The sequence below is a fragment of the Bacillus sp. ISL-4 genome (assembly GCF_018613275.1).
Classification (GTDB): domain Bacteria; phylum Bacillota; class Bacilli; order Bacillales; family DSM-1321; genus Peribacillus; species Peribacillus simplex_E.
This window is the reverse complement of the sequence record NZ_JAGGQN010000014.1, coordinates 96,990-116,249: the sequence shown is the minus strand read 5'-3', so window position 1 is coordinate 116,249 and position 19,260 is coordinate 96,990. Positions and strand designations below refer to the sequence as shown.

The window sequence follows — 19,260 nt, the reverse complement described above, 5'->3', positions numbered from 1 at the left end:
AAAATTGGATCTTTCCATGCTTTATGAATACTTTCACTCTGGAAAGGGAACAAATATCCTTGTGAGAGGAGTGGAATGAATACATATGAAGATTGTAAAGGCATTATTTTTGAGGGTTGCTATTATCATATTATTTATCTTGGCCATCGATTCAACCTTAAATCATGTTTTTGGGGCTGTGCCTGAAGATCATCCTTTTGAAGAGGCAATGAGACAACATCGAATGCTTGGTCTCGAATATAAAGCGATCCATAGTGGAGGTCAAGTGGCAACGCTAATGGCATCGGCATCCACGAGCAATGGTCCCACGACGATAGCGGAGGCAATCGAGCTCTCGAAATACCCGAAGCATGAAGTTTTGGCTACAGGATATACTGCAGGGTATGAATCAACAGGAAAGTATCCGGAAAGCCCATCCTATGGAATCACTTATTCAGGGGTGAAGGTGAAACGGGATCTGTTTTCCACCATTGCCGCGGATCTTGCCGTATTCCCTCTCGGAACCATCCTTTGGATTCCGGGCTATGGCTATGGGGTTGTAGCGGACAAGGGTGGTGCGATCAAAGGGAACCACCTGGACCTATACTACGAAACGGTACAAGATGTATACGAGAACTGGGGCAAGAAAACCCTTGAAGTATATGTTGTGCAAAAAGGGAATGGCGAGTTATCTGAAGAACAGTTAAGCAAGTTGAATGAAACTAAGATCAAGCAGGTATTCAAGCCGAAAATCGCTGAGAAAACATTGAACGAGAATGTAGCTTCCTTTGCTTTTTAATGATTGATAGACAAATCGGAGAAAGTGAAGGTGAAAGGCTGCCTCGATTGAGGCAGCCTTTTTGATTGTCTGTTTCAGTTGGGACGCCCTTAGGCCATGCTTTTGTAGGCTTCAGGATGCAGGGTCTTTGCCAATTTGGAAAGCCCATCCAGCAAACGCGGAGAGGGCCGGCAGAATAATGGTTCTTCCATGATGTGAATATTGTTTTCCCGGACGGCCTTCATAACAGACCACCCTTTCCGTTTCTTGACCAGCTCTGGGTTTACTTTTCGTAAAGGGACACCGACCCAAGCTAAGCAAATATGGTCGGGATCCCTTTTTTGGACATCTTCGGAAGTGACTTGAATGCTTGCCATGTCGACATCTTCGAAAAGGTTATATCCTCCCGCAAGCGTGCTGATCTCGGATAACCAATTAACTCCCCCTGGGCTGAATAAGGGATTAGGCCACCATTCCCAATACAGGGACGGCTTTGTTTCGATTTTGTCGGCGACGTTTTTATATTGAAGGATGGCATCACGGAATTTGGCAGCCTGTTCCTCTGCTTTTTCCTTAAGATCCATGGCTTCGCCCAAGGTCAGTAAATCTTGTGCGATATCTTCAAGTGATTGCGGGTTGAAGATGATATGGGGGATGTTCCGTTCTTTTAACCCCTCAATATTTTTTTCCATGCCCGGTACACTCAGTGAAGCCAGCACCAAATCGGGTTTTAGTGATTCAACATGATCGATGTCGATTGATAAGTCGGGCCCCACCTTAGGAAGGTGCTGTATGGTTTCAGGCCAATCAGAGTAGTCATCGATGGCGATCAGCTGATCTTCAATCCCTAGATATGTGCATAGTTCCGTATTGCTGGGGCAAAGAGAGATTATTTTCAAATTGAACACCTACCCTTGAAAGATGAAAAAGTGAAGTGCCAGTGCAATGAATACTCCGGTCAAGGCTCCGAAAAATACCTCGATTGGCTTATGGCCCAACAGTTCCTTTAATTGTTGCTGTTTCTGTTTATCTTCTTTTTTCTGCCAGTTCTTTGCTTGCTCGACAAATGTATTGAAGTCGGTAACGAGCTGGTTCAAGACGGCTGCCTGTTCTCCTGCCTGCCGTCTCACTCCTGTCGCATCGAACATCGTGATGACTGCAAAGATCGTGGCAACCGCAAATACAGGGGAATCCATTCCGGTTTCGATCCCTACCGCTACGGTTAGGGCTGACACGGCCGCAGAGTGGGAGCTTGGCATACCGCCTGTGGAGTTAATGAGTGACCAGTTCACTTTACGAAATGCTATGAAGTGGATGGGCACTTTAATGAATTGAGCAAAGAAAATGGCAATCAATGCTGCGATTAAAGGGAAGTTGAGTAATAATTCCAAGAGTATCAGCCTTCTTTCTAGTTATAAGTAAAGATGAAATCCATATCTGGGTAAATACATCCTGCTCGGAATAAGGCCCTTATTATTAGTTCCATTCAGTCCTGTCGATTCCCTGCTGGTAATAGCAAAATATGATCTTTCTTATACTATTACTCTAAAGTCACCCATTCTAAACAATATCCTTTTTTATTATTATTTACGCGGGCCTTATTCGAAAATTTTTGAAGATTTCGTTATAATGAATGTAATTGAATGGAGGAGGTATCAGAATGTTCACAGTAAAAAGTTCCCTGAATATAGATTTAATTGACGAATGCCTGATTCTAGGCGTATTTAACAGACCCGTAAAATTTACAGGCATAGGAAAAGAAGCGGATGAACGATTGGACGGCCAGCTAACAGAGTTAGTGAAAGCCGGAGAAATCTCTTCCAAGAAAAAATCAGTGGTCAAAATACATACATTAGGTAAATTAAGCGTAAAGAGATTGATTTTTGTAGGGTTGGGCAAGGAAAAGGAGCTATCCTTTGAAACCCTCCGCGAAGCGTTGGGAAAAGCGCGTAAGACGATTAAAGAATCCAAGATTACGACTCTTTCGATCGCTTTGGATACATTCACGACTGAAAATCTGGATGCATTGGACGCAGCGCATGCTTGTTCCGAGGCTTTCGAACTTGCTTCCTATAAATTTGACGGATACAAGCAAAAATCGAACCAGGTCGAAAAAAGCCTCGAATCGATTACGGTTTACAGTGAATATGATCAAGAAGAGGTTGGTGCGGCGCTTCATGTAGGGAGAATCTTCGGAAGGGCGACGAACTCAGCCAGAACATTGGTCAACACACCAGGCAATTTGTTGACTTCCACGGATTTGGCGGATTATTCATCCGCCTTAGGCGAACGTTATGGTTTTGAAGTGGAGATACTCGAGAAGGGAGATATGCTCAAGTTGGGAATGGGCGCACTCCTTGCTGTCAATAAAGGTTCGGTCGAGCCTCCGAAAATGATCGTCCTGAAGTATCAAGGTAAGGATGAATGGAAAGATGTTATCGGGCTGGTCGGTAAGGGCATCACATTCGATACGGGTGGATACTCATTGAAAACGAAGGCTGGAATCGTTGGGATGAAGACGGATATGGGCGGTGCGGCGGCAGTTTTAGGTGCAATGGAAATTATCGGTGAATTAGGACCGGATCAAAATGTCGTGGCTGTCATTCCATCCACTGATAACATGATCAGCGGTGATGCATTCAAGCCGGATGATGTGATCACTGCCATGAGCGGCAAGACGATAGAGGTATTGAATACGGATGCGGAAGGCCGGCTGGTTTTGGCGGATGCCATGACTTACGCCAAACATCATGGTGCTGACTATCTTATTGACGTTGCCACTTTAACGGGCGGTGTAATAACGGCGCTGGGCATGGATATGACGGGTGCAATGACAAATGACACGGAATTCTATGAGCAAGTGGTCAAAGCTTCAGAGGAGGCCGGGGAGCCCATTTGGAGATTGCCGATTACAGAAAAGGATAAAGAACGTGTACGCAATAGTAAAATGGCGGATTTGAATAATTCACCTGGAGGGGCAGGACATGCGATCATGGGCGGGGCCTTCATCGGCGAATTTGCTGAAGACACTCCGTGGGTTCATCTGGATATCGCCGGAACTTCCACAACCTCGAGCAGCTCCGAATTGTGCACGGCGGGGGCTACCGGTGTCATGGCACGAACGCTTGCACTATTGGTTGAAACCTTTGAAACGAAAACAAGATGAACCCAAATATCCGAAGCCGAAAATAGGCTTCGGTTTTTTTACCAAAAGAGTGTGATGGACGTTATACAACACTCCATTTCAAGCTGACGATGATATGACAATTTTCTTCTCCCGCTTTAGGATAGAAATCAAAACGGATCCCATCGGGGTTATACGTGATATCAGGTTCGTTTTTAATTCCTATCTTACGGATCATATCGATCACGACACTCTTTTCCGATGCTTGGGCAGCAGTCATCAACCGGTTCGAGAAAGGCTTCGATGTGGCTAAAGTATCCATGACTTTTTTTACATCAAGCATTAAAGATTGCGAGGTCTTTGCCGATTTAACCAGCAGATCTGGGTTGGGTGCCGAGTAGGGACGCAATGTTCCTTCCCGCTCCCGATTCATATTCATAGCCCCGGCGTGAGGCGGAAATAGAATAGGGTCATAAAAAAAATAAGGGAAATCCTCCAAAAGGTTTCCGTCCTTTCCTTAAGTCTGTCTATAGACACGTTTTCGTTATACGTTAAAATATGTATAAAGGCCAGCCGATATGATAGCGGTTTGTGAATGACCTTTCTTCTGCAAAAAAAACTTCTTGAAATTTATGACCAAAGACACACTATTATTTGTAAACTGCTTCATTGACAGGTATAGTGTATAGTAATATACTTACTTACCTAAAGTAAGGAGAAGGCACACTATAAATTATAAAATAGGTGATGTTAACATGAAAATAACCGAGGAAACAAAAAACCTTTTAATAGATAAAATGAATATCATCAAAACTCCGGGAAAAGCTGATATATGCCTTGTGGGGCCTGTGAACCTGCCTGTTGAACAAGGAGATTTCTCAACGGTTTTCCAATGGTATACATGGCTTCAGCTTGACGGCGCGGATAATGACAAGGAAGCGGTGCTTGATTCGCTTTCGGAAGCCAATCTCGCTTTTGGACAGCAATCCTCCGTATTGGTGTATGGAGATTTTAAAAATTCCGGGGATGCTCTTGTCCGGATGCATAGCATCTGTCACACGGGTGATATCTTCGGCAGTAAACGCTGTGATTGCGGCTACCAGCTCCACCAATCGATGAAGATGATAGCCGAGCATGGGTGCGGGGCCATCTTTTACCTTGCGGACCATGAAGGAAGAGGGATAGGCCTGTTTTCCAAATCTCTTGCCTATTTGCTTCAGCAGGAGGGTTATGACACGGTAGAGGCGAATGAGGCTTTAGGATTCGAAGATGATACGCGATCTTACGAGGGAGCCATTCGAGTGTTGAGCGAACTGCGCGAGGAACCGGTGACTTTAATCACGAACAACCCGAAAAAGCTGGACGCCCTCATGAAGCATGGACTTGCTGCAAAGGACCATATTCCGCTTTGGGGCGGTTTGACGGAAGATAATAGTTTCTATCTGGATACAAAAGTTAAGAAGTCTGGACATATTCCCCAAAAGAAGCCAACTTTGATTGTATAAGGAGAGCTATAGTATGAATGATGATCAATATTACATGAAGCTGGCGCTGGATTTGGCGGCCAGTGCAAAAGGAAAGACGAATCCGAACCCAGTGGTCGGTGCAGTCATAGTCAAAGACGGTGTGATAGCCGGGACAGGTATCCACCGTAAAGCGGGTGAACCGCATGCGGAAGTACATGCATTCAAAATGGCGGGTGAGTATGCAGAAGGTGCAACGCTATATGTGACTCTTGAGCCTTGTTCGCATTATGGAAAGACACCTCCTTGTGCAAATTTGGTGAAAGAATCAGGTGTGCGGCGAGTTGTGGTGGCTACTCAAGATCCGAATCCGGAAGTAGCCGGCAGAGGGATATCGATCATCAAGGATGCGGGCATTGAAGTGGAAGTTGGCATCCTGGAAAAGGAAGCTCAAAGGCTGAATGAGCGTTTCATTCACAATATGCTGACGAATCGGCCCTTTGTCATATCGAAGTATGCGATGACGCTCGATGGAAAACTTGCAACCCACACAGGCCATTCAAAATGGATAACAGGGGAAGAATCACGTCATTCCGTTCATTTGCTGCGTGATGAGGTGGATGCCATTCTTGTTGGTATCGGGACTGTATTGGCCGATGATCCATCACTGACGACCAGACTTCCGGAGGGCGGAGGGAAAAATCCAATCCGGATCATTTTAGACAGTGAGTTACGTGTTCCCTTGGATGCCAATGTTGTACAAGTATCGGATGCGAAAACCTTGATCGTAACGCATGAAAATGCATCCGCGGATAAAATGGACCTTTTGCGTGAAAAAGGGATCGAATTCATTTTCGTCCCTAAAAACGAGACGGGACTGAATCTGAGAGTTTTGATGGAAGAACTGTATAAAAAAGGGATTACAGATGTCTTGCTGGAAGGCGGAAGCGAAGTGAATGCCTCTTTCCTTAGGGAAGGGCTCATCGATAAATACTTGATTTATATAGCCCCTAAACTATTGGGCGGAAGAAACTCACTAACACCGTATACTGGAATGAATGTGGATACGATGGATGAAGCGATGGATGTTTCCTTCTCTGGCGTGGAAACGTTTGGTGAGGACATACGCATCACGGCTTATCCTAAATAAAAATAGACAACAGGTGAAGAGGCATGTTGGTTAAATCAGATGTATGCATAGTAGGTTCAGGACCTGGAGGAGCCCTGCTGGCCTACCTATTGGCCAAGCAGGACATTTCAGTCGTATTGCTTGAGAGGCATTCTGAAGTTTCAAGGGAGTTCAGGGGCGAGTTCTTGAACGATGAAGGAGAGGGCATTCTTAAAAAGCACGGTTTATTCGAGAGTGTGGAAAGACTAGGCTTGCTTAGGATGGAACAAATTGAATATTGGAATGACGGCCAATTATTCAAAAGGATTTTCCCTGATTGGCCTGTCGATCATGTTGGGATACATGTCCCTCAAAATCATCTGCTTACAGCTATATTGAATGAAGCTGAAAAGCTTGACTCTTTTCAATTGATGATGAATACGAGGGTTACGGACTTGATACAAAATGAAATGGGCCGTTTTACGGGTGTCAAGGCTCGAAATGGCGGAGATGACCTGGAAGTGCAAAGTTCATTGATAATCGGAGCGGACGGCAGATTTTCCATCGTTCGAAAAAAAGCGGGAATTCCAGTGGTGATTAAAAATCATGGTTATGATTTACTGTGGGCAAAAATTCCAGCTCCAGAGGGATGGAAGCCTTCGATCAAGATGGCGTTGGTCAATGGCTCACAGGTTGCCCTCTTCACTCAGGCTGGAGGTTTCATCCAAATTGGCTGGAATATAGAACATGGTTCGTTTTCCCATTTGCGAAAACAGCATTTTGATCCGTTTATTGAAGATTTGCTTTTTGCCTTTCCTGAATTAAAAAAGGTTGTGAGTGAAAATATCCGCTCTTGGCATGACTTCATTTTATTGGATGTTTACAGCAGCTATTGTGAAACATGGACAAAGGATGGCGTTGCTTTATTAGGTGATGCAGCCCATACGATGACACCTACAGGTGCGTTCGGACTCAATTGTGCCATGAAGGATGCCGATATATTAGCCGAGCTTATTTCTGGATGCATCCTCCAGGGGGATACTGGTTTCCTTGGGCTAAAAATGGCTGAGCCAAAAAGAAAAGCCGAGATTGAAAGATTACAGGCCATTCAGGTGGACAAGGAAGTTTCCTTCGCATCACAGTTTGCCGCCGCTTATGTTTAAATGGGAGTGAAGGATATGAAATTCGGTTTTGATATTGACGATACCCTTATTAACTTAAGGGAGTTCGCGTTCCATCTTTATAATGAAAAGCTTAATACGAACATAGAGATAACGAAATTCAGAGCTTTAAAGACGTTGGAGATCCATGAGGCTTTCGGGCTTGATAAAGAGGCTGGGGGCAAGATGTGGAACAGCCTTGCCGAGGAAGTGTATTATTCATCCTGTCCAGCCTTCGAGGGCGCAGTGGAAACGCTGCAGGAGCTTGAACGCGATGGTCATGAAATCTATTACATCACCGCGAGAAAAGCGGAGCATGGTGAACGGACGAAAAAATGGCTGATTGAAAACGGCTTTCCGGTTAAGGATGACCATTTTTACTGCGGTATGAAGGATCATGAAAAAATTGATACGATCCGCAAATTGGAATTGGATTATTATTTTGATGATAAACCGGCAGTGCTGGAAACTTTATTGGATATTCCAACGAAAGTGTATGCAATAGATAACTCGTATAACAGGGAATTGGATATTCCAAGGCTGACAAGCTGGTTTGAATTAAAAGAAATCCTCTCCAAATAATACAATTCATATTATTGACGGATGACTTGATAGACTTGGGTCATCCTTTTTTTGTATACTGATATGAATAGTGATTCATTTTTTTGATGTACATGGCAAGAAAAAAACATGAGAGTTGGGGGTAATGGGATGGAGAGAAATATTGAAAAGTCATTGATAGGGGCGCTTGGGATAGAAATGAAAGAAGTCGGTGATGGGAAAGTCATTGCGACGATGCCTGTGGATGAACGAACTAGGCAGCCGTATGGTTTATTGCATGGGGGAGCGTCCGTTGCCCTTGCGGAATCTGTTGCAAGTTTTGGCGGCATGCAGCTGGTGGATAGTACAAAACAAGCTGTCGTCGGCCTTGAAATCAATGCCAATCATGTAAGGGGCGTCCGTTCCGGTTTTGTTACCGCAGAAGGGAACATCATCCATCGCGGGAGGACGACGATGGTATGGGATGTGAAAATCCATGATGAAGAGGATCATCTTATCTGCGTTTCACGCTGTACATTGGCCGTTATCGACTTACCAAAGCAAAAGTGAATCAAAAGAACAATCGCAATAAAGTGGTGCATTGATTCTACAATGTCCGGTTTAAGTATAATATGGCAAAAGAATATTGTATGAAAAGAGGTATTTTTATGCTGGTTGGTCATATACAAGAAATCACCCGTCATCCTGTAAAATCATTCACTGGTGAACAGGTACAGAAAACGAGGGTGATGGATTATGGACTATATGGAGATCGCAGTCATGCTTTTAAAGATAAAAATGGGAAATTCCTTACGATAACCCAAGTCCCGGAAATGGTCCGATATCAAGCTGCTTTTTCTGGTGATGAAACCCTTGATCAATATCCGGAAATCAAGGTGAAGACCCCAACTGGACAGGCGCTGACATGGGGAGGGGAAGCCCTTCATGAGGAAATGGGGCGGTTGTTAAACGAGGAGGCTACGACCATTGTTTATCCGCCTGGACATATCCCATTGGGGGCGATTGAAGAAGAAAACATCCTGCTTGTCAGTGATGCCTCGATTGGCGAATTGACAAAGCTTTGGGGAAAAGAACTCGATGGCAGGAGATTCAGGCAAAATTTGGTGCTATCTTTAGTGAACAAAACACCTTTTTTAGAAGAGCAATGGTTCGGAAAAAGGATTCTAATCGGAAATGAAGTGGAATTGGAAATCAAAAGGTATTGTGAGCGTTGTATGATCATAACGGTCGATCCAAGCGATTCCCAGAGAGATCCAACTCTCCTGAAAACTGTCGTCAAGGAAAGAAATAATCATTTTGGCGTATATGCCTCGGTCATCAAAACAGGTGAAATCAGAGTGGGCGACCAGGTATTTTTAATGGATTGAGACAGAAAAGAGCTGCTCCTGTAATCAGGGCAGCTCTTTTGCAATGGCAGGAATCACCGGGTTTTCTTTAAATCATCCTGGACACTCCGATCCCACATCTTGACACCAGAATGATAGGCCGAGCGATTGATTAAATGCCCGGCTACAGGGCCGGTCAAGAAGATAAAGATGATCGCGAGCACGACCCGGAAATCGAAATGGCTATGTTTATAGTAAAAATATAACAAGGTGCCGATCAGGATGAACATGATCCCAAGTGTCGAGCATTTTGAGGCAGCGTGATTTCTTGTATAGACGTCGGGCAGCCGGATGATACCGAATGCCGAGACTAAAAAGAGAAAGACTCCCATTAAAATGAATAGGGCCGATAGCGTTTCAACGATTGCGGTCATCTTCAATGATCTCCCCTCTCTCAAGGAATTTGGCGAAAGCTACCGTTCCGATGAATGATAGGATTCCGAGCAGAAGAATGGCTTCCAGATATGCGCTTGTATCCATGACAATGGAGGCAAGTGCAACGATTGCGATAAGATTGATTCCCATCGCATCGAGTGCGACGACCCGATCCGGTACGGAAGGCCCTTTGATTAAACGGTATAAGAATCCAACCATGGAAAACGAAACACCAAGCAGCGCAATTTTAAGCATTAAATCGAACATTATTTGCTCACCTCCATAATCGCTTTTTCAAATGTATTTTTAATGCTGTCCACAGCCTCATCTTTGTCGGCAATATCCATCGCATGGATATAAAGAATCCGATTATCTTCCGATACTTCGACGACAAGTGTTCCTGGTGTCAACGTAATTAAATTCGATAGTATCGTAATTTCCCAATCCTTGGTCAGTACGGTTTCAAATGCGAATATGCCAGGTCTTATATCCAGGCTCGGTTTAAGCACGGCCTTAAGGACGCTAATGTTGGAAAGTATGAGTTCCCTTGCGAATATGAGCAGCAATAGAACGACGGCATTCACCCTTTTCAAGTAAAAACGTTCATTGAAGAAATGACGGAAGACGAACATGATGCCGAGCCCCAACATATATCCGATGATAAAAGTGCTCCCGTTAAACTCATTTTTCAAAAACATCCAGATAACCGCAAGGAACACATTCAGTAAAATTTGGAATGACATCAGGCACTACTCCTTTAAAACCGCTTTGTTATAGATTTCGGGATTCATTAATGAATCTACAGCTTGTGTAATGAATGGGTAAATTGATTCAGTTCCCACTCCGAATAAAACGGAAATGATCACAAGTAGCACGGCAGGGACCAGCATTCTATTAACCGTTTCATTAGTTAAGGCATAATCAGCTTTCGGAGTTCCCCAAAAGCCATTCATGAATATTTTCATGACGGAATATAGGACCATCAGACTTGAAAGTAAGACAATGGCCATTCCAAAGTATGCCCCTTTTTCGGCAGCTCCCTGAAGAATCAGGAGCTTGCCGGCAAAACCGCTGAACGGCGGGATACCCGCCAATGATATGGCAGCTATGAAGAAGGTCCATGCAACGGCCGGGTATTGCTTGATCAAGCCGCCCATGTCCCGTAAATCATCCGATCCGCTGATTTTGATCATGATGCCAACAAGCAGGAAGAGTGCAGCCTTGATCAGCATGTCATGAATGATATACAGAATGGAGCCTGATAAGGCCTGTTCATTCATGACGGAGATGCCGAAAAGGATAACCCCGACGGCGATGATGATATTGTAAATGATGATTTTTTTTACATCCCAATAGGCTATCGCACCAATGACACCGATGATGATGGTCAAGATGGCAAGTATCGCAAGGAAAGTATGGGTGAAATCCTGGTCATGATAAAACATGAGTGTATAGGTCCTGAAAATGGAGTAGATCCCGACCTTTGTCAGCAATGCACCGAATAGGGCCATCACGGGAATGGGTGGAGCATAATAAGACCCAGGCAGCCATTGGAAGAGCGGGAAAATGGCTCCCTTCAAACCGAATACGATCAAAAAGCCAATTGCTATCACCGAGACGATTCCAGGCTGGTTGACTTCCGCTATCCTCTGGCTGATGTCCGCCATGTTCAATGTTCCTAGAACTGAATAAAGGTATGCCACCATGATGACGAAAAAGGAAGAGGAAAGCACATTGACGATGATATACTTCAATGATTCCCTCAGCTGAATTTTTGTCCCTCCTAGTACAAGCAGCACGTAGGAAGCCATCAGCATGACTTCGAAGAAAACGAATAGATTGAAAAGATCACCCGTAAGGAAGGCACCGTTTACACCAATCAGCAAAAATTGAAAAACAGGATAATAATAATGTCTTTCACGTTCCTCCCCTATGGAGTGAAATGAGTAAAGCAGTATGGCCAATCCTATGATATTCGTGGTCAGTACGAGCAGTGAAGAAAGCATGTCTGCGACGATCACGATCCCGAATGGCGCATCCCAGCTGCCGACACCTAAAGTCAAGATCCCTTGAGTATGGACGGTAAACACCAGATAAAGGGAAATCGCAATTCCCATAAGAGAGGAAAAAAGGGATATCCCTCTTTGCAGCTTGATTTTTTTTGCAAAGAAAATGAGAAAGATGCCTGTGAAAAGCGGCCATAAAACAGGCATGAAAGTAAGATTATTCATTCGCTTCGGTACCTCTCATTTCTTCCATGTCATCCGTACCGAGTTCCTGGTAGGTCCGATAGGCAAGTACCAGCAGAAATGATGTGACCCCGAAACTGATGACGATCGCCGTCAAGATAAGCGCTTGCGGAAGCGGATCGACATAGGATGCTGCTTCATCACTCAGCAATGGGACGGAACCGCCTTTCAAACCACCCATCGTCAAAATCAAAAGGTGGGCGCCGTGACTGAGCAGCCCAGTACCGATTATGATTCTTAAAATGCTTTTGGAAAGCATTAAATATGTCGCACACATAAATAGTATTCCAATGACAATGGCCATTAAAAGTTCCATTATTCACTCTCCCCTATCGTTTGAATAATGGTCATCGTTACACCAACAACCACAAGATAAACACCTAGATCAAAAAGTACCGCGGTATGAAGCGAGATGTGCCCAAGAAGCGGTAAATCAACATAATGATAAACGTGTGTCATGAGGGGCACCCCGAACACCAGCCCCCCGGCTACGGTCAGGCTAGATATCAACAAGCCTGAACCGATCATTAACTTATAGTCAATCGGCAAGATGCCGGTTACGGTCTTAATGTCGAAAGCGAGCAATAGCAGGACTATGGCGGCTGAAGTCATTAAACCGCCGACAAACCCGCCTCCTGGCGAATAATGCCCTCCTAAAAAGATGGAAACTGCGAACAGCAGGATAACGAAGGCGGCGACTTTCGTAACCGTTTGTAGAATCAGGTCATTTTGCTTCATGATTTATCTTTTCCCCCCGTCAAACGCAATTTGATCATCGCGAATATTCCGAGCGCAGCGATGGAAAGGACACTGATTTCAAACATCGTATCAAGTCCGCGGAAGTCTACGAGAATGACATTTACGACGTTTTTTCCGCCTGCTTCCTTATAAGCATTTTCAAGATAGTAATTTGATATGGAATCAAATAGTTTATTGCTATGTGCAGATAAGGCAATCAATGTCACGATGACTCCTACACCAATGGATATCAAGGCGTTATTCAACTTGAATGTCATCCGTTCTTCCTTTCTGCTTGCCATTAACGGAAGGTGGAAGAAACAGAGCAAAAACAGGGATACCGAAATCGTTTCGATGACTAGTTGAGTCAGGGCTAAATCCGGTGCCCGCAGCAAAACGAAAAATAAGGAAATCGCATAACCGACCGCTCCTAAGATGATAATGGAAGTTAAACGGGATCTTGCAAACAGAATGGCGATCGAGCCAATCACGATGATCGCTGCTAATACCAATTCATATAGGCCGATCGGGGCAAAATTCCCTGTATCCAATTTAAATGCATCCTTCCAATAGAGCGTAAACCCCAATGAAAGAATGAAGAAAAGGAAGATTGAAAGCAGGTATGTCCGAATATAACCTGTCATTAAAAATTTCATGATGGAAGATGCTGAGCGTTCGAGCCCTCTTACCCCGTTATCATACAAAGCATTCAGGGAGATGCGTTCAGGAATCCACTGAGTGATCTTCTGCCATTTCGGAAGCGTTTTATATAAAAGGATTCCAAATGCTATGATGCCGACGGTCATCCATACTTCAGTATTTAATCCATGCCAGAAGGCGATATGGACTTGGAAATCGGGACCCGTCAAGCTTGGCTGTATGCTTGCTACCGCAGGTTCAATGATTCGTGAAGATAGCAAGTTTGGAAAGATACCGAAAACGATGACCAACGAAGCAAGGATAATCGGGGATATCAGCATCCCGACCGGTGCCTCGTGGGGCTTCTTGTCCAAAAGTTGCAACTGAAGTTTGCCTGTAAAGGGTTTAAGTACGACGATCATGCTATATATAAAAGTGAATACACTGGCTACCCATGCCACCACAGGGAAAAGGACCCCCCATGTCTCCATATTGAAGATATTCAATTCCAATACATTCACCATGCTGGCCAAGAACATTTCCTTGCTCAAAAAACCATTGAAGGGCGGAAGTCCAGCCATTGAAAAAGCTCCTATGACAGCGACGGTGAAAGTGATCGGCATCAGCTGCATCAATCCGCCAAGCTTTCTGATATCACGTGTACCGGTTTCATGGTCAATGATGCCTGCAACCATGAAAAGGCTGCCTTTAAAGGTCGCATGATTAATCAAGTGGAATACTGCAGCAACCGTGGCTGCCAAGTATATATTTTCCCCCAAAGATTCATAGTGGAGGGCCGCCGCACCAAGTCCCAAAAGCGACATGATCAATCCTAGCTGACTGATAGTGGAAAAAGCGAGAATCCCCTTTAAATCAGTCTGCCTGATTGCAGAGAATGAGCCCCAGAACAGGGTGATCAATCCGATGATCGAAACGAGCCAGAACCATAATCCTGATTCTGCAAAAACAGGGCTTAATCGGGCTACCAAATAAATGCCGGCCTTAACCATTGTGGCGGAATGAAGGTAAGCACTGACCGGTGTCGGGGCTTCCATCGCATCAGGAAGCCAGATATGGAACGGGAACTGTGCGGATTTGGTGAACGCGCCAAGCAGCACAAGCAAAAGTGCAGGAATGAAGAGCGAGTGGTCCATAAGTTCCCCGCTTTGGGCAATCAATTCACGAATGCTGAATGTGTTCCCCATAATGGAAAGGAGAATGATGCCGCCAAGCAAGCTTAAGCCGCCAAGCACAGTGATCAGCAGGGATTTCTGCGCCCCATAACGTGAACGCTCCCTTTCATTCCAATATCCTATCAATAGAAAAGATGATAAACTCGTGAATTCCCAAAATGAATAAAGGACAATTAGATTATCGGAAAGGACGACACCAAGCATCGCTCCCATGAAAAGCAAAAGGAAGACGTAAAATTGGTTCAGCTTTTCTTTCTCTTTGGATAAATAGAAAATTGAATACAAAACGACGAGTGAACCTATACCTGTAATGAGCAAGGCGAACAAAAGCCCTAGTCCATCTATATAGAAATCAACATGAATTCCGAGAGAAGGAATCCATGTAGCGCTTTCCATAATGATATCCCCTTGTTTGGTCAAGGAAATGAACCTTGAAAAATAGGTGAAAAGGAGAATCGGTAAAATCAATACAAACCATCCTGTATGTATTTGTCGAAATAGTTTGTATAATATTGGTACAATAATTGCTAATAGAAACGGTGATAATACCGCCCAATGAAGTAAAGACATAAACTCCCCCCTTTTTTAAAACGAAGTCAGTCGTCTTATTATGCTTTTTTCGAGCAATCCTAGACGTTAGGAAATCTTCGCTGAATATGTATTTTTTTATCGAATACTTGCCTCGCTTAAAAGTATAACGCAATTTATGTGGGTTTGCATGGCTTTGAAAACGGTGAAGGCCAACTTGAATGAAGTTTTATATATAGGTAGAAAAGGAGGGGGAACCGACCTGAAAAATGTATTAAAAAAATTTTTTCAAGGGTGAATTAGTAGAGTATCCATTGTGAAATAGTGGATTATCTAGCATAATATAGGATAAAAGACGCATGGATGGAGAAGTCATGAAAAACACATATTTACTTAGCTATTTACCAATCATTTCAATCTTATTATTCAGCCATTCCTTTGCCGTTTATGGGGTCTCGGCTAGCCAGTTATTCGGCAGAGTGTCGCAAATTTCTTCAAACTAGTAAGGGTTTCATCCATATAAAAAAGTAAAAAAACATGGAGTAAAACCATGCCTTGTTTTAAAATCATAGTAATAATTCCCTTGATAAAATCATTCAGGGATATCGACAAACTAAGAAGGTGCCATTTTGGTACCTTCTTTTTTCACTCGGCAGTCTGGCTGATATCTTTCCAAATCATTACATGGGGTGATTGTGAATAAATGGATTGTAGATTGGATGGCTTGTCCCTTCCAACCCAAACCCCCGGTTGTATAGTTTGCTGTCAGAACGACAAACCACATGTCTTTCACATCATTGGTCGTACCGGTTTTACCGCCGATATAATCTGTAGGAAAGAAGGCTTTGCGGGCTGACCCGGAAAGGGTTGTTTCGTGGAGCAACTGCCGCATCTTGGCTACGGTGCTTTTATTCCATATCTCCTTGGAACGGTCTTTCCATTTATAAAGGACTTTACCTTCTTGATCGGTGACTTTAGTAATGGCGCGCGCTGGCTGATAGTTTCCGTCATTGAAGGAAGTATAGGCATTCGTCAGTTCAAGGGGACTCATGCCATATTCGAATCCGCCTATGGCCGAACTTGTATGGTGGTCTTTTTTGCTCACCTTTTTAAAGTCGAAGGCATCCAGGTACTTGAAACTCGTTTCCACCCCCGTCTTTTCAAAAAGCCTTATGGCGGGTGTGTTATAGGATTGAGCGAAGGCAGTTCTTAAAGTGACCATCCCGTAGCTGTCGCCGCTATAATTCTTTGGGCAATAGCTATTGCTGCAATAGCTTGCTCCGCTAACGAGCTGATTGATGTCAGCATCCGTTTCTTCTAAATAGGGAGCATAATCGAGAAGTGGCTTAATGGCGGACCCTGGCTGCCTATAGCTTTGGTATGCCCGATTGAAAGATTTTTTTTTATAATCCTTTCCCCCAATCAAAGAGACAAGCTCGTGCGTATGATGCTGTATAACCACTAAAGCTCCCTCGAAATCATTGACACCGAGTTTTGATTGAACAGCAGTCTTTGACTGTGTTTGCAGTTTAGTATTGAGGTCGGTATGGATGGTTACACCGGAATTCAAAAGCTTTTTTACCTTTTTATCCAGCTCGGCTTCCGCCTGCTTACGTATAGCGACATAGGGACTTTGCAGAGATTTGTCGAGACCCTCGGGGGATGCCACCAGGTTTTTCAATTCCTGATGAACAAACGTCACGTAATCGGGGTATAAGTCGACCGGGGTGGACAAGTCTAATTTGATCGTACTTTTGATAAGCTTTTCGTACTCGTCCTTTTCTAAATCACCTTCGGCCACCATTTGTTTCAGTAATCTCTCCTGACACTTTTTCGTCGCATCGAAATGTTTAAGAGGATTATAGTTTTCCGGATTATTAGGGATTGCTGCCAGGAAAGCAAGTTCAGCCTTGGATAACTCTCCAGTAGGTTTACTGAAATAATATTGGAAGCAGCTTCGATTCCATAAGCTCCATTACTGAAATATATGGCATTCAAATACAGCTCCATGATTTCCGGCTTTGATTTTTTTCTCTCTATCTGATGGGCATAAATGAGTTCACTGAGTTTTCGGTTATACGTCCTATCATGTGAGAGATAAACATTCCTGGCCAGTTGCTGGGTAATGGTACTGCCGCCTTGTTCGATTGTTTTATTTGTGAATTGATAAGAAGCGCCCTGCTTATGCCGGATATGTCAACGCCTGCATGATCATAAAGTTTCTGATCCTCTGTAACGATGAACAGATTTTCCAGGAAAAGGGGGATGTCTTCAAGTTTTAGGTAAGTCCGTTTCTCACTAGTGGAAATTTCACTGATGACCTTTCCATTTGCGGCCTTCATGTAACTATTCTGAGCCAGTTTTATCGACTCAATGGGAATTCGCTCGTCGAGTACATGATAGGGAGATTGTGCTAAGGACCACTCCTGATTAGAAAAGAAAATGAAAAGGATCAATATGGGAACTAAGAGGAAAAACGTGATATAACCAAGATACGTGCGCATAGTTCAACTTCCTAACAAATATATTTTTAGTATGTCCTTGGATTGATGGGATGAAAAAATGGTACTTTTGGTTCAATCATCCATCATCATCCAAATAAGGTAGGCAATAAAAGGTTTTGGGTAAATTAGGTATGACGTCAGATTCGTATCCGCATGGTGTGTTACGATCCTAAGGAGTAAACTTTCTAAATCTTCTGTTATAATGAGAAAAAACCATTTTTTGTTTATATGTTGATGTCAGGAATATGAAGGGGGTCATAAAAATGGAGGAACAACAGCAATATGTATTCATTGATTTTGAATTTACGATGCCGGAAGGAAAAGCCAATCCAGTAGGGTTTTATCCGGAAATCATTGAGGTTGGTTTAGTCACCGTCATTAATGAGACCATTCAGGAACAATTCTCATCTTTTGTTAACCCAATGAAATTTCCAGTATTGACGGGAAGATGCAAGAAGTTCTTGAACATTGCACAGGATCAGGTGGACCGGGGGATTTCATTTGAAGAGCTGGTCTCTTTATTGAAGAAAATTGATGAGCAGCACCCGACGACGATTGTTACCTGGGGAAATATGGACATGAAGGTGCTTCGCCAGAACTGTCAGAAGGCAGGGTTGGATTTCCCTTTTTCAGGGAAACAAATTGATCTTTGCCTGGAGTATAAACGTTTTTTCGGGGATCAAAACCAAACCGGACTTTGGAAAGCTGTACAGGCCTATGGCAAAGAAGGGACAGGCAAGCATCACAGGGCGCTGGATGATGCCATTACGACATATAACATCTTTAAGTTAGTAGAGAAAGATAAAAGCTATATGAAAAATCATGAACCGACGACAATTGGCGATCGCATTGATTTATCAAAGGTATTGAATCATTTAGCGTTATAAAAGCCAAATCATATACTACTGATTTGGCTTTTATCATGCTTTATTTGAAATAATCAGCCGCTAGATCTTCAAGCAACTGTAAGCTTTTATCATTCCACTCTGTTTGGACTTCGCTTAAAGTGCTTTTCATTTTCTCAACAGCTTCTCTTAAGGATTCCTTATACTCAGGAATCTCCTCATCAAAGTTCCTTACCATATTCTTTGGTACATTGGTTTGCTCCCGGAATGCAAGAGCACGCCGCTGATGGAACATGGACACTTCCGTTTGCTTCGGGTTATGAAGATCTCCCTGCATGGGATGCTTCAAGACAGCCAACACTTTAACAAGATATGCAGCAGGTCTGATATCGGTGACTTCCCCGATGTATTTTCCAGTTTTATATATGGCGGTAACCTTATCGCCGATCTTAAAATCCTGTTCTGACATTTCCCTACCACCTTTCTTTTAACTTCCTTCATGATACATAAGAACAACGATTTTTCACAGCGAATTTGTTCAATTTCGTAAAGATGCTTTTTTTATGAAAATCGTGTAAAGTGTACAAATGAAGATGGAAAATGGTGTTTCATGCCATTTTATTTTAAAAAG

General features: G+C 43.5%; 22 protein-coding genes and 1 pseudogene. 10 read left to right on the top strand and 13 right to left on the bottom strand.

What is annotated here, in order from left to right:
• The first annotated feature begins 85 nt into the window (after positions 1-85).
• Positions 86-778 (top strand): 3D domain-containing protein, encoded by a 693-nt coding sequence (locus J7J00_RS13170; RefSeq protein WP_214791205.1) that lies wholly within the window; start codon positions 86-88, stop codon positions 776-778.
• Between the two features lie 89 nt (positions 779-867).
• Here J7J00_RS13170 and J7J00_RS13165 read toward each other — a convergent pair whose 3' ends face one another.
• On the bottom strand, positions 868-1,656 hold the full coding sequence (locus J7J00_RS13165; RefSeq protein WP_214791203.1) for a cobalamin-binding protein: 789 nt from the start codon (positions 1,654-1,656) through the stop codon (positions 868-870).
• 9 nt (positions 1,657-1,665) lie between these two features.
• Positions 1,666-2,148, bottom strand: a complete 483-nt coding sequence (locus J7J00_RS13160; protein ID WP_098371458.1) for a divergent PAP2 family protein — start codon at positions 2,146-2,148, stop codon at positions 1,666-1,668.
• Between the two features lie 269 nt (positions 2,149-2,417).
• On the opposite strand from J7J00_RS13160, the gene J7J00_RS13155 reads away from it, so the two are divergent.
• Complete coding sequence (locus J7J00_RS13155; protein WP_214791201.1) at positions 2,418-3,923, top strand: leucyl aminopeptidase; 1,506 nt, start codon at positions 2,418-2,420, stop codon at positions 3,921-3,923.
• A 61-nt stretch (positions 3,924-3,984) separates the two neighbouring features.
• Here J7J00_RS13155 and J7J00_RS13150 read toward each other — a convergent pair whose 3' ends face one another.
• On the bottom strand, positions 3,985-4,314 hold the full coding sequence (locus J7J00_RS13150) for a YuzC family spore coat inner layer protein (protein ID WP_214791199.1): 330 nt from the start codon (positions 4,312-4,314) through the stop codon (positions 3,985-3,987).
• 322 nt (positions 4,315-4,636) lie between these two features.
• Between J7J00_RS13150 and J7J00_RS13145 the strand changes: the two genes are divergently transcribed.
• The 6 genes from J7J00_RS13145 to J7J00_RS13120 all read left to right on the top strand — a co-directional run bounded on the left by J7J00_RS13145 (position 4,637) and on the right by J7J00_RS13120 (position 9,540).
• Positions 4,637-5,386 (top strand): GTP cyclohydrolase II, encoded by a 750-nt coding sequence (locus J7J00_RS13145; RefSeq protein ID WP_214791197.1) that lies wholly within the window; start codon positions 4,637-4,639, stop codon positions 5,384-5,386.
• Between the two features lie 13 nt (positions 5,387-5,399).
• A complete protein-coding gene (gene ribD / locus J7J00_RS13140; RefSeq protein WP_214791195.1) occupies positions 5,400-6,494 on the top strand; it encodes a bifunctional diaminohydroxyphosphoribosylaminopyrimidine deaminase/5-amino-6-(5-phosphoribosylamino)uracil reductase RibD in 1,095 nt (364 codons plus the stop codon).
• Between the two features lie 23 nt (positions 6,495-6,517).
• Positions 6,518-7,615, top strand: a complete 1,098-nt coding sequence (locus tag J7J00_RS13135; protein ID WP_214791193.1) for an FAD-dependent monooxygenase — start codon at positions 6,518-6,520, stop codon at positions 7,613-7,615.
• 15 nt (positions 7,616-7,630) lie between these two features.
• Positions 7,631-8,194, top strand: a complete 564-nt coding sequence (locus tag J7J00_RS13130; protein WP_214791191.1) for a 5' nucleotidase, NT5C type — start codon at positions 7,631-7,633, stop codon at positions 8,192-8,194.
• A 129-nt stretch (positions 8,195-8,323) separates the two neighbouring features.
• Positions 8,324-8,722, top strand: a complete 399-nt coding sequence (locus J7J00_RS13125) for a hotdog fold thioesterase (RefSeq protein WP_214791189.1) — start codon at positions 8,324-8,326, stop codon at positions 8,720-8,722.
• A 98-nt stretch (positions 8,723-8,820) separates the two neighbouring features.
• The gene (locus J7J00_RS13120) at positions 8,821-9,540 is read left to right on the top strand and encodes an MOSC domain-containing protein (protein WP_214791187.1); all 720 of its coding nucleotides are present in this window, start codon (positions 8,821-8,823) and stop codon (positions 9,538-9,540) included.
• Positions 9,541-9,593: 53 nt separating this feature from the next.
• On the opposite strand, the gene mnhG is transcribed toward J7J00_RS13120, so the two are convergent.
• The 7 genes from mnhG to J7J00_RS13085 are packed head-to-tail and all read right to left on the bottom strand — an operon-like array spanning position 9,594 to position 15,322.
• On the bottom strand, positions 9,594-9,932 hold the full coding sequence (gene mnhG / locus J7J00_RS13115; RefSeq protein WP_214791185.1) for a monovalent cation/H(+) antiporter subunit G: 339 nt from the start codon (positions 9,930-9,932) through the stop codon (positions 9,594-9,596).
• Complete coding sequence (locus J7J00_RS13110; protein ID WP_396020550.1) at positions 9,916-10,188, bottom strand: Na(+)/H(+) antiporter subunit F1; 273 nt, start codon at positions 10,186-10,188, stop codon at positions 9,916-9,918. Before J7J00_RS13110 ends, mnhG begins: the two co-directional genes overlap by 17 nt.
• An 11-nt stretch (positions 10,189-10,199) precedes the next feature.
• Positions 10,200-10,676: a Na+/H+ antiporter subunit E gene (locus J7J00_RS13105; RefSeq protein WP_098371447.1), complete on the bottom strand. Its 477-nt coding sequence runs from the start codon at positions 10,674-10,676 to the stop codon at positions 10,200-10,202.
• Positions 10,677-10,682: 6 nt separating this feature from the next.
• Positions 10,683-12,164, bottom strand: a complete 1,482-nt coding sequence (locus tag J7J00_RS13100) for a Na+/H+ antiporter subunit D (protein WP_214791181.1) — start codon at positions 12,162-12,164, stop codon at positions 10,683-10,685.
• Positions 12,157-12,498 carry a Na(+)/H(+) antiporter subunit C gene (locus J7J00_RS13095; RefSeq protein ID WP_076368129.1) on the bottom strand — a complete coding sequence of 114 codons (342 nt, stop codon included), beginning with the start codon at positions 12,496-12,498 and terminating at the stop codon, positions 12,157-12,159. Before J7J00_RS13095 ends, J7J00_RS13100 begins: the two co-directional genes overlap by 8 nt.
• Positions 12,498-12,920 carry a Na(+)/H(+) antiporter subunit B gene (locus J7J00_RS13090; RefSeq protein ID WP_214791179.1) on the bottom strand — a complete coding sequence of 141 codons (423 nt, stop codon included), beginning with the start codon at positions 12,918-12,920 and terminating at the stop codon, positions 12,498-12,500. Before J7J00_RS13090 ends, J7J00_RS13095 begins: the two co-directional genes overlap by 1 nt.
• Positions 12,917-15,322 (bottom strand): Na+/H+ antiporter subunit A, encoded by a 2,406-nt coding sequence (locus J7J00_RS13085; protein ID WP_214791177.1) that lies wholly within the window; start codon positions 15,320-15,322, stop codon positions 12,917-12,919. Before J7J00_RS13085 ends, J7J00_RS13090 begins: the two co-directional genes overlap by 4 nt.
• Before the next feature lie 332 nt (positions 15,323-15,654).
• Here J7J00_RS13085 and J7J00_RS28020 point away from each other — a divergent pair, with 332 nt between their 5' ends.
• Complete coding sequence (locus tag J7J00_RS28020) at positions 15,655-15,783, top strand: hypothetical protein (RefSeq protein WP_286201325.1); 129 nt, start codon at positions 15,655-15,657, stop codon at positions 15,781-15,783.
• 110 nt (positions 15,784-15,893) lie between these two features.
• On the opposite strand, the gene J7J00_RS28015 is transcribed toward J7J00_RS28020, so the two are convergent.
• Entirely contained in the window at positions 15,894-17,084 is a 1,191-nt protein-coding gene (locus J7J00_RS28015; RefSeq protein ID WP_286201347.1) for a transglycosylase domain-containing protein, read from the bottom strand.
• A 57-nt stretch (positions 17,085-17,141) separates the two neighbouring features.
• Positions 17,142-17,622, bottom strand: a pseudogene (locus J7J00_RS28010) (transglycosylase domain-containing protein); the annotation flags it as partial.
• A gap of 425 nt (positions 17,623-18,047) precedes the next feature.
• Between J7J00_RS28010 and kapD the strand changes: the two are divergent.
• Positions 18,048-18,671, top strand: coding sequence for a 3'-5' exonuclease KapD (gene kapD, locus J7J00_RS13075; protein ID WP_214791175.1), 624 nt, complete (start codon positions 18,048-18,050; stop codon positions 18,669-18,671).
• Between the two features lie 40 nt (positions 18,672-18,711).
• Here the strand turns inward: kapD and kapB are convergent, their stop codons facing one another.
• A complete protein-coding gene (gene kapB, locus J7J00_RS13070; RefSeq protein WP_214791173.1) occupies positions 18,712-19,098 on the bottom strand; it encodes a kinase-associated lipoprotein KapB in 387 nt (128 codons plus the stop codon).
• Between the last annotated feature and the right edge of the window lie 162 nt (positions 19,099-19,260).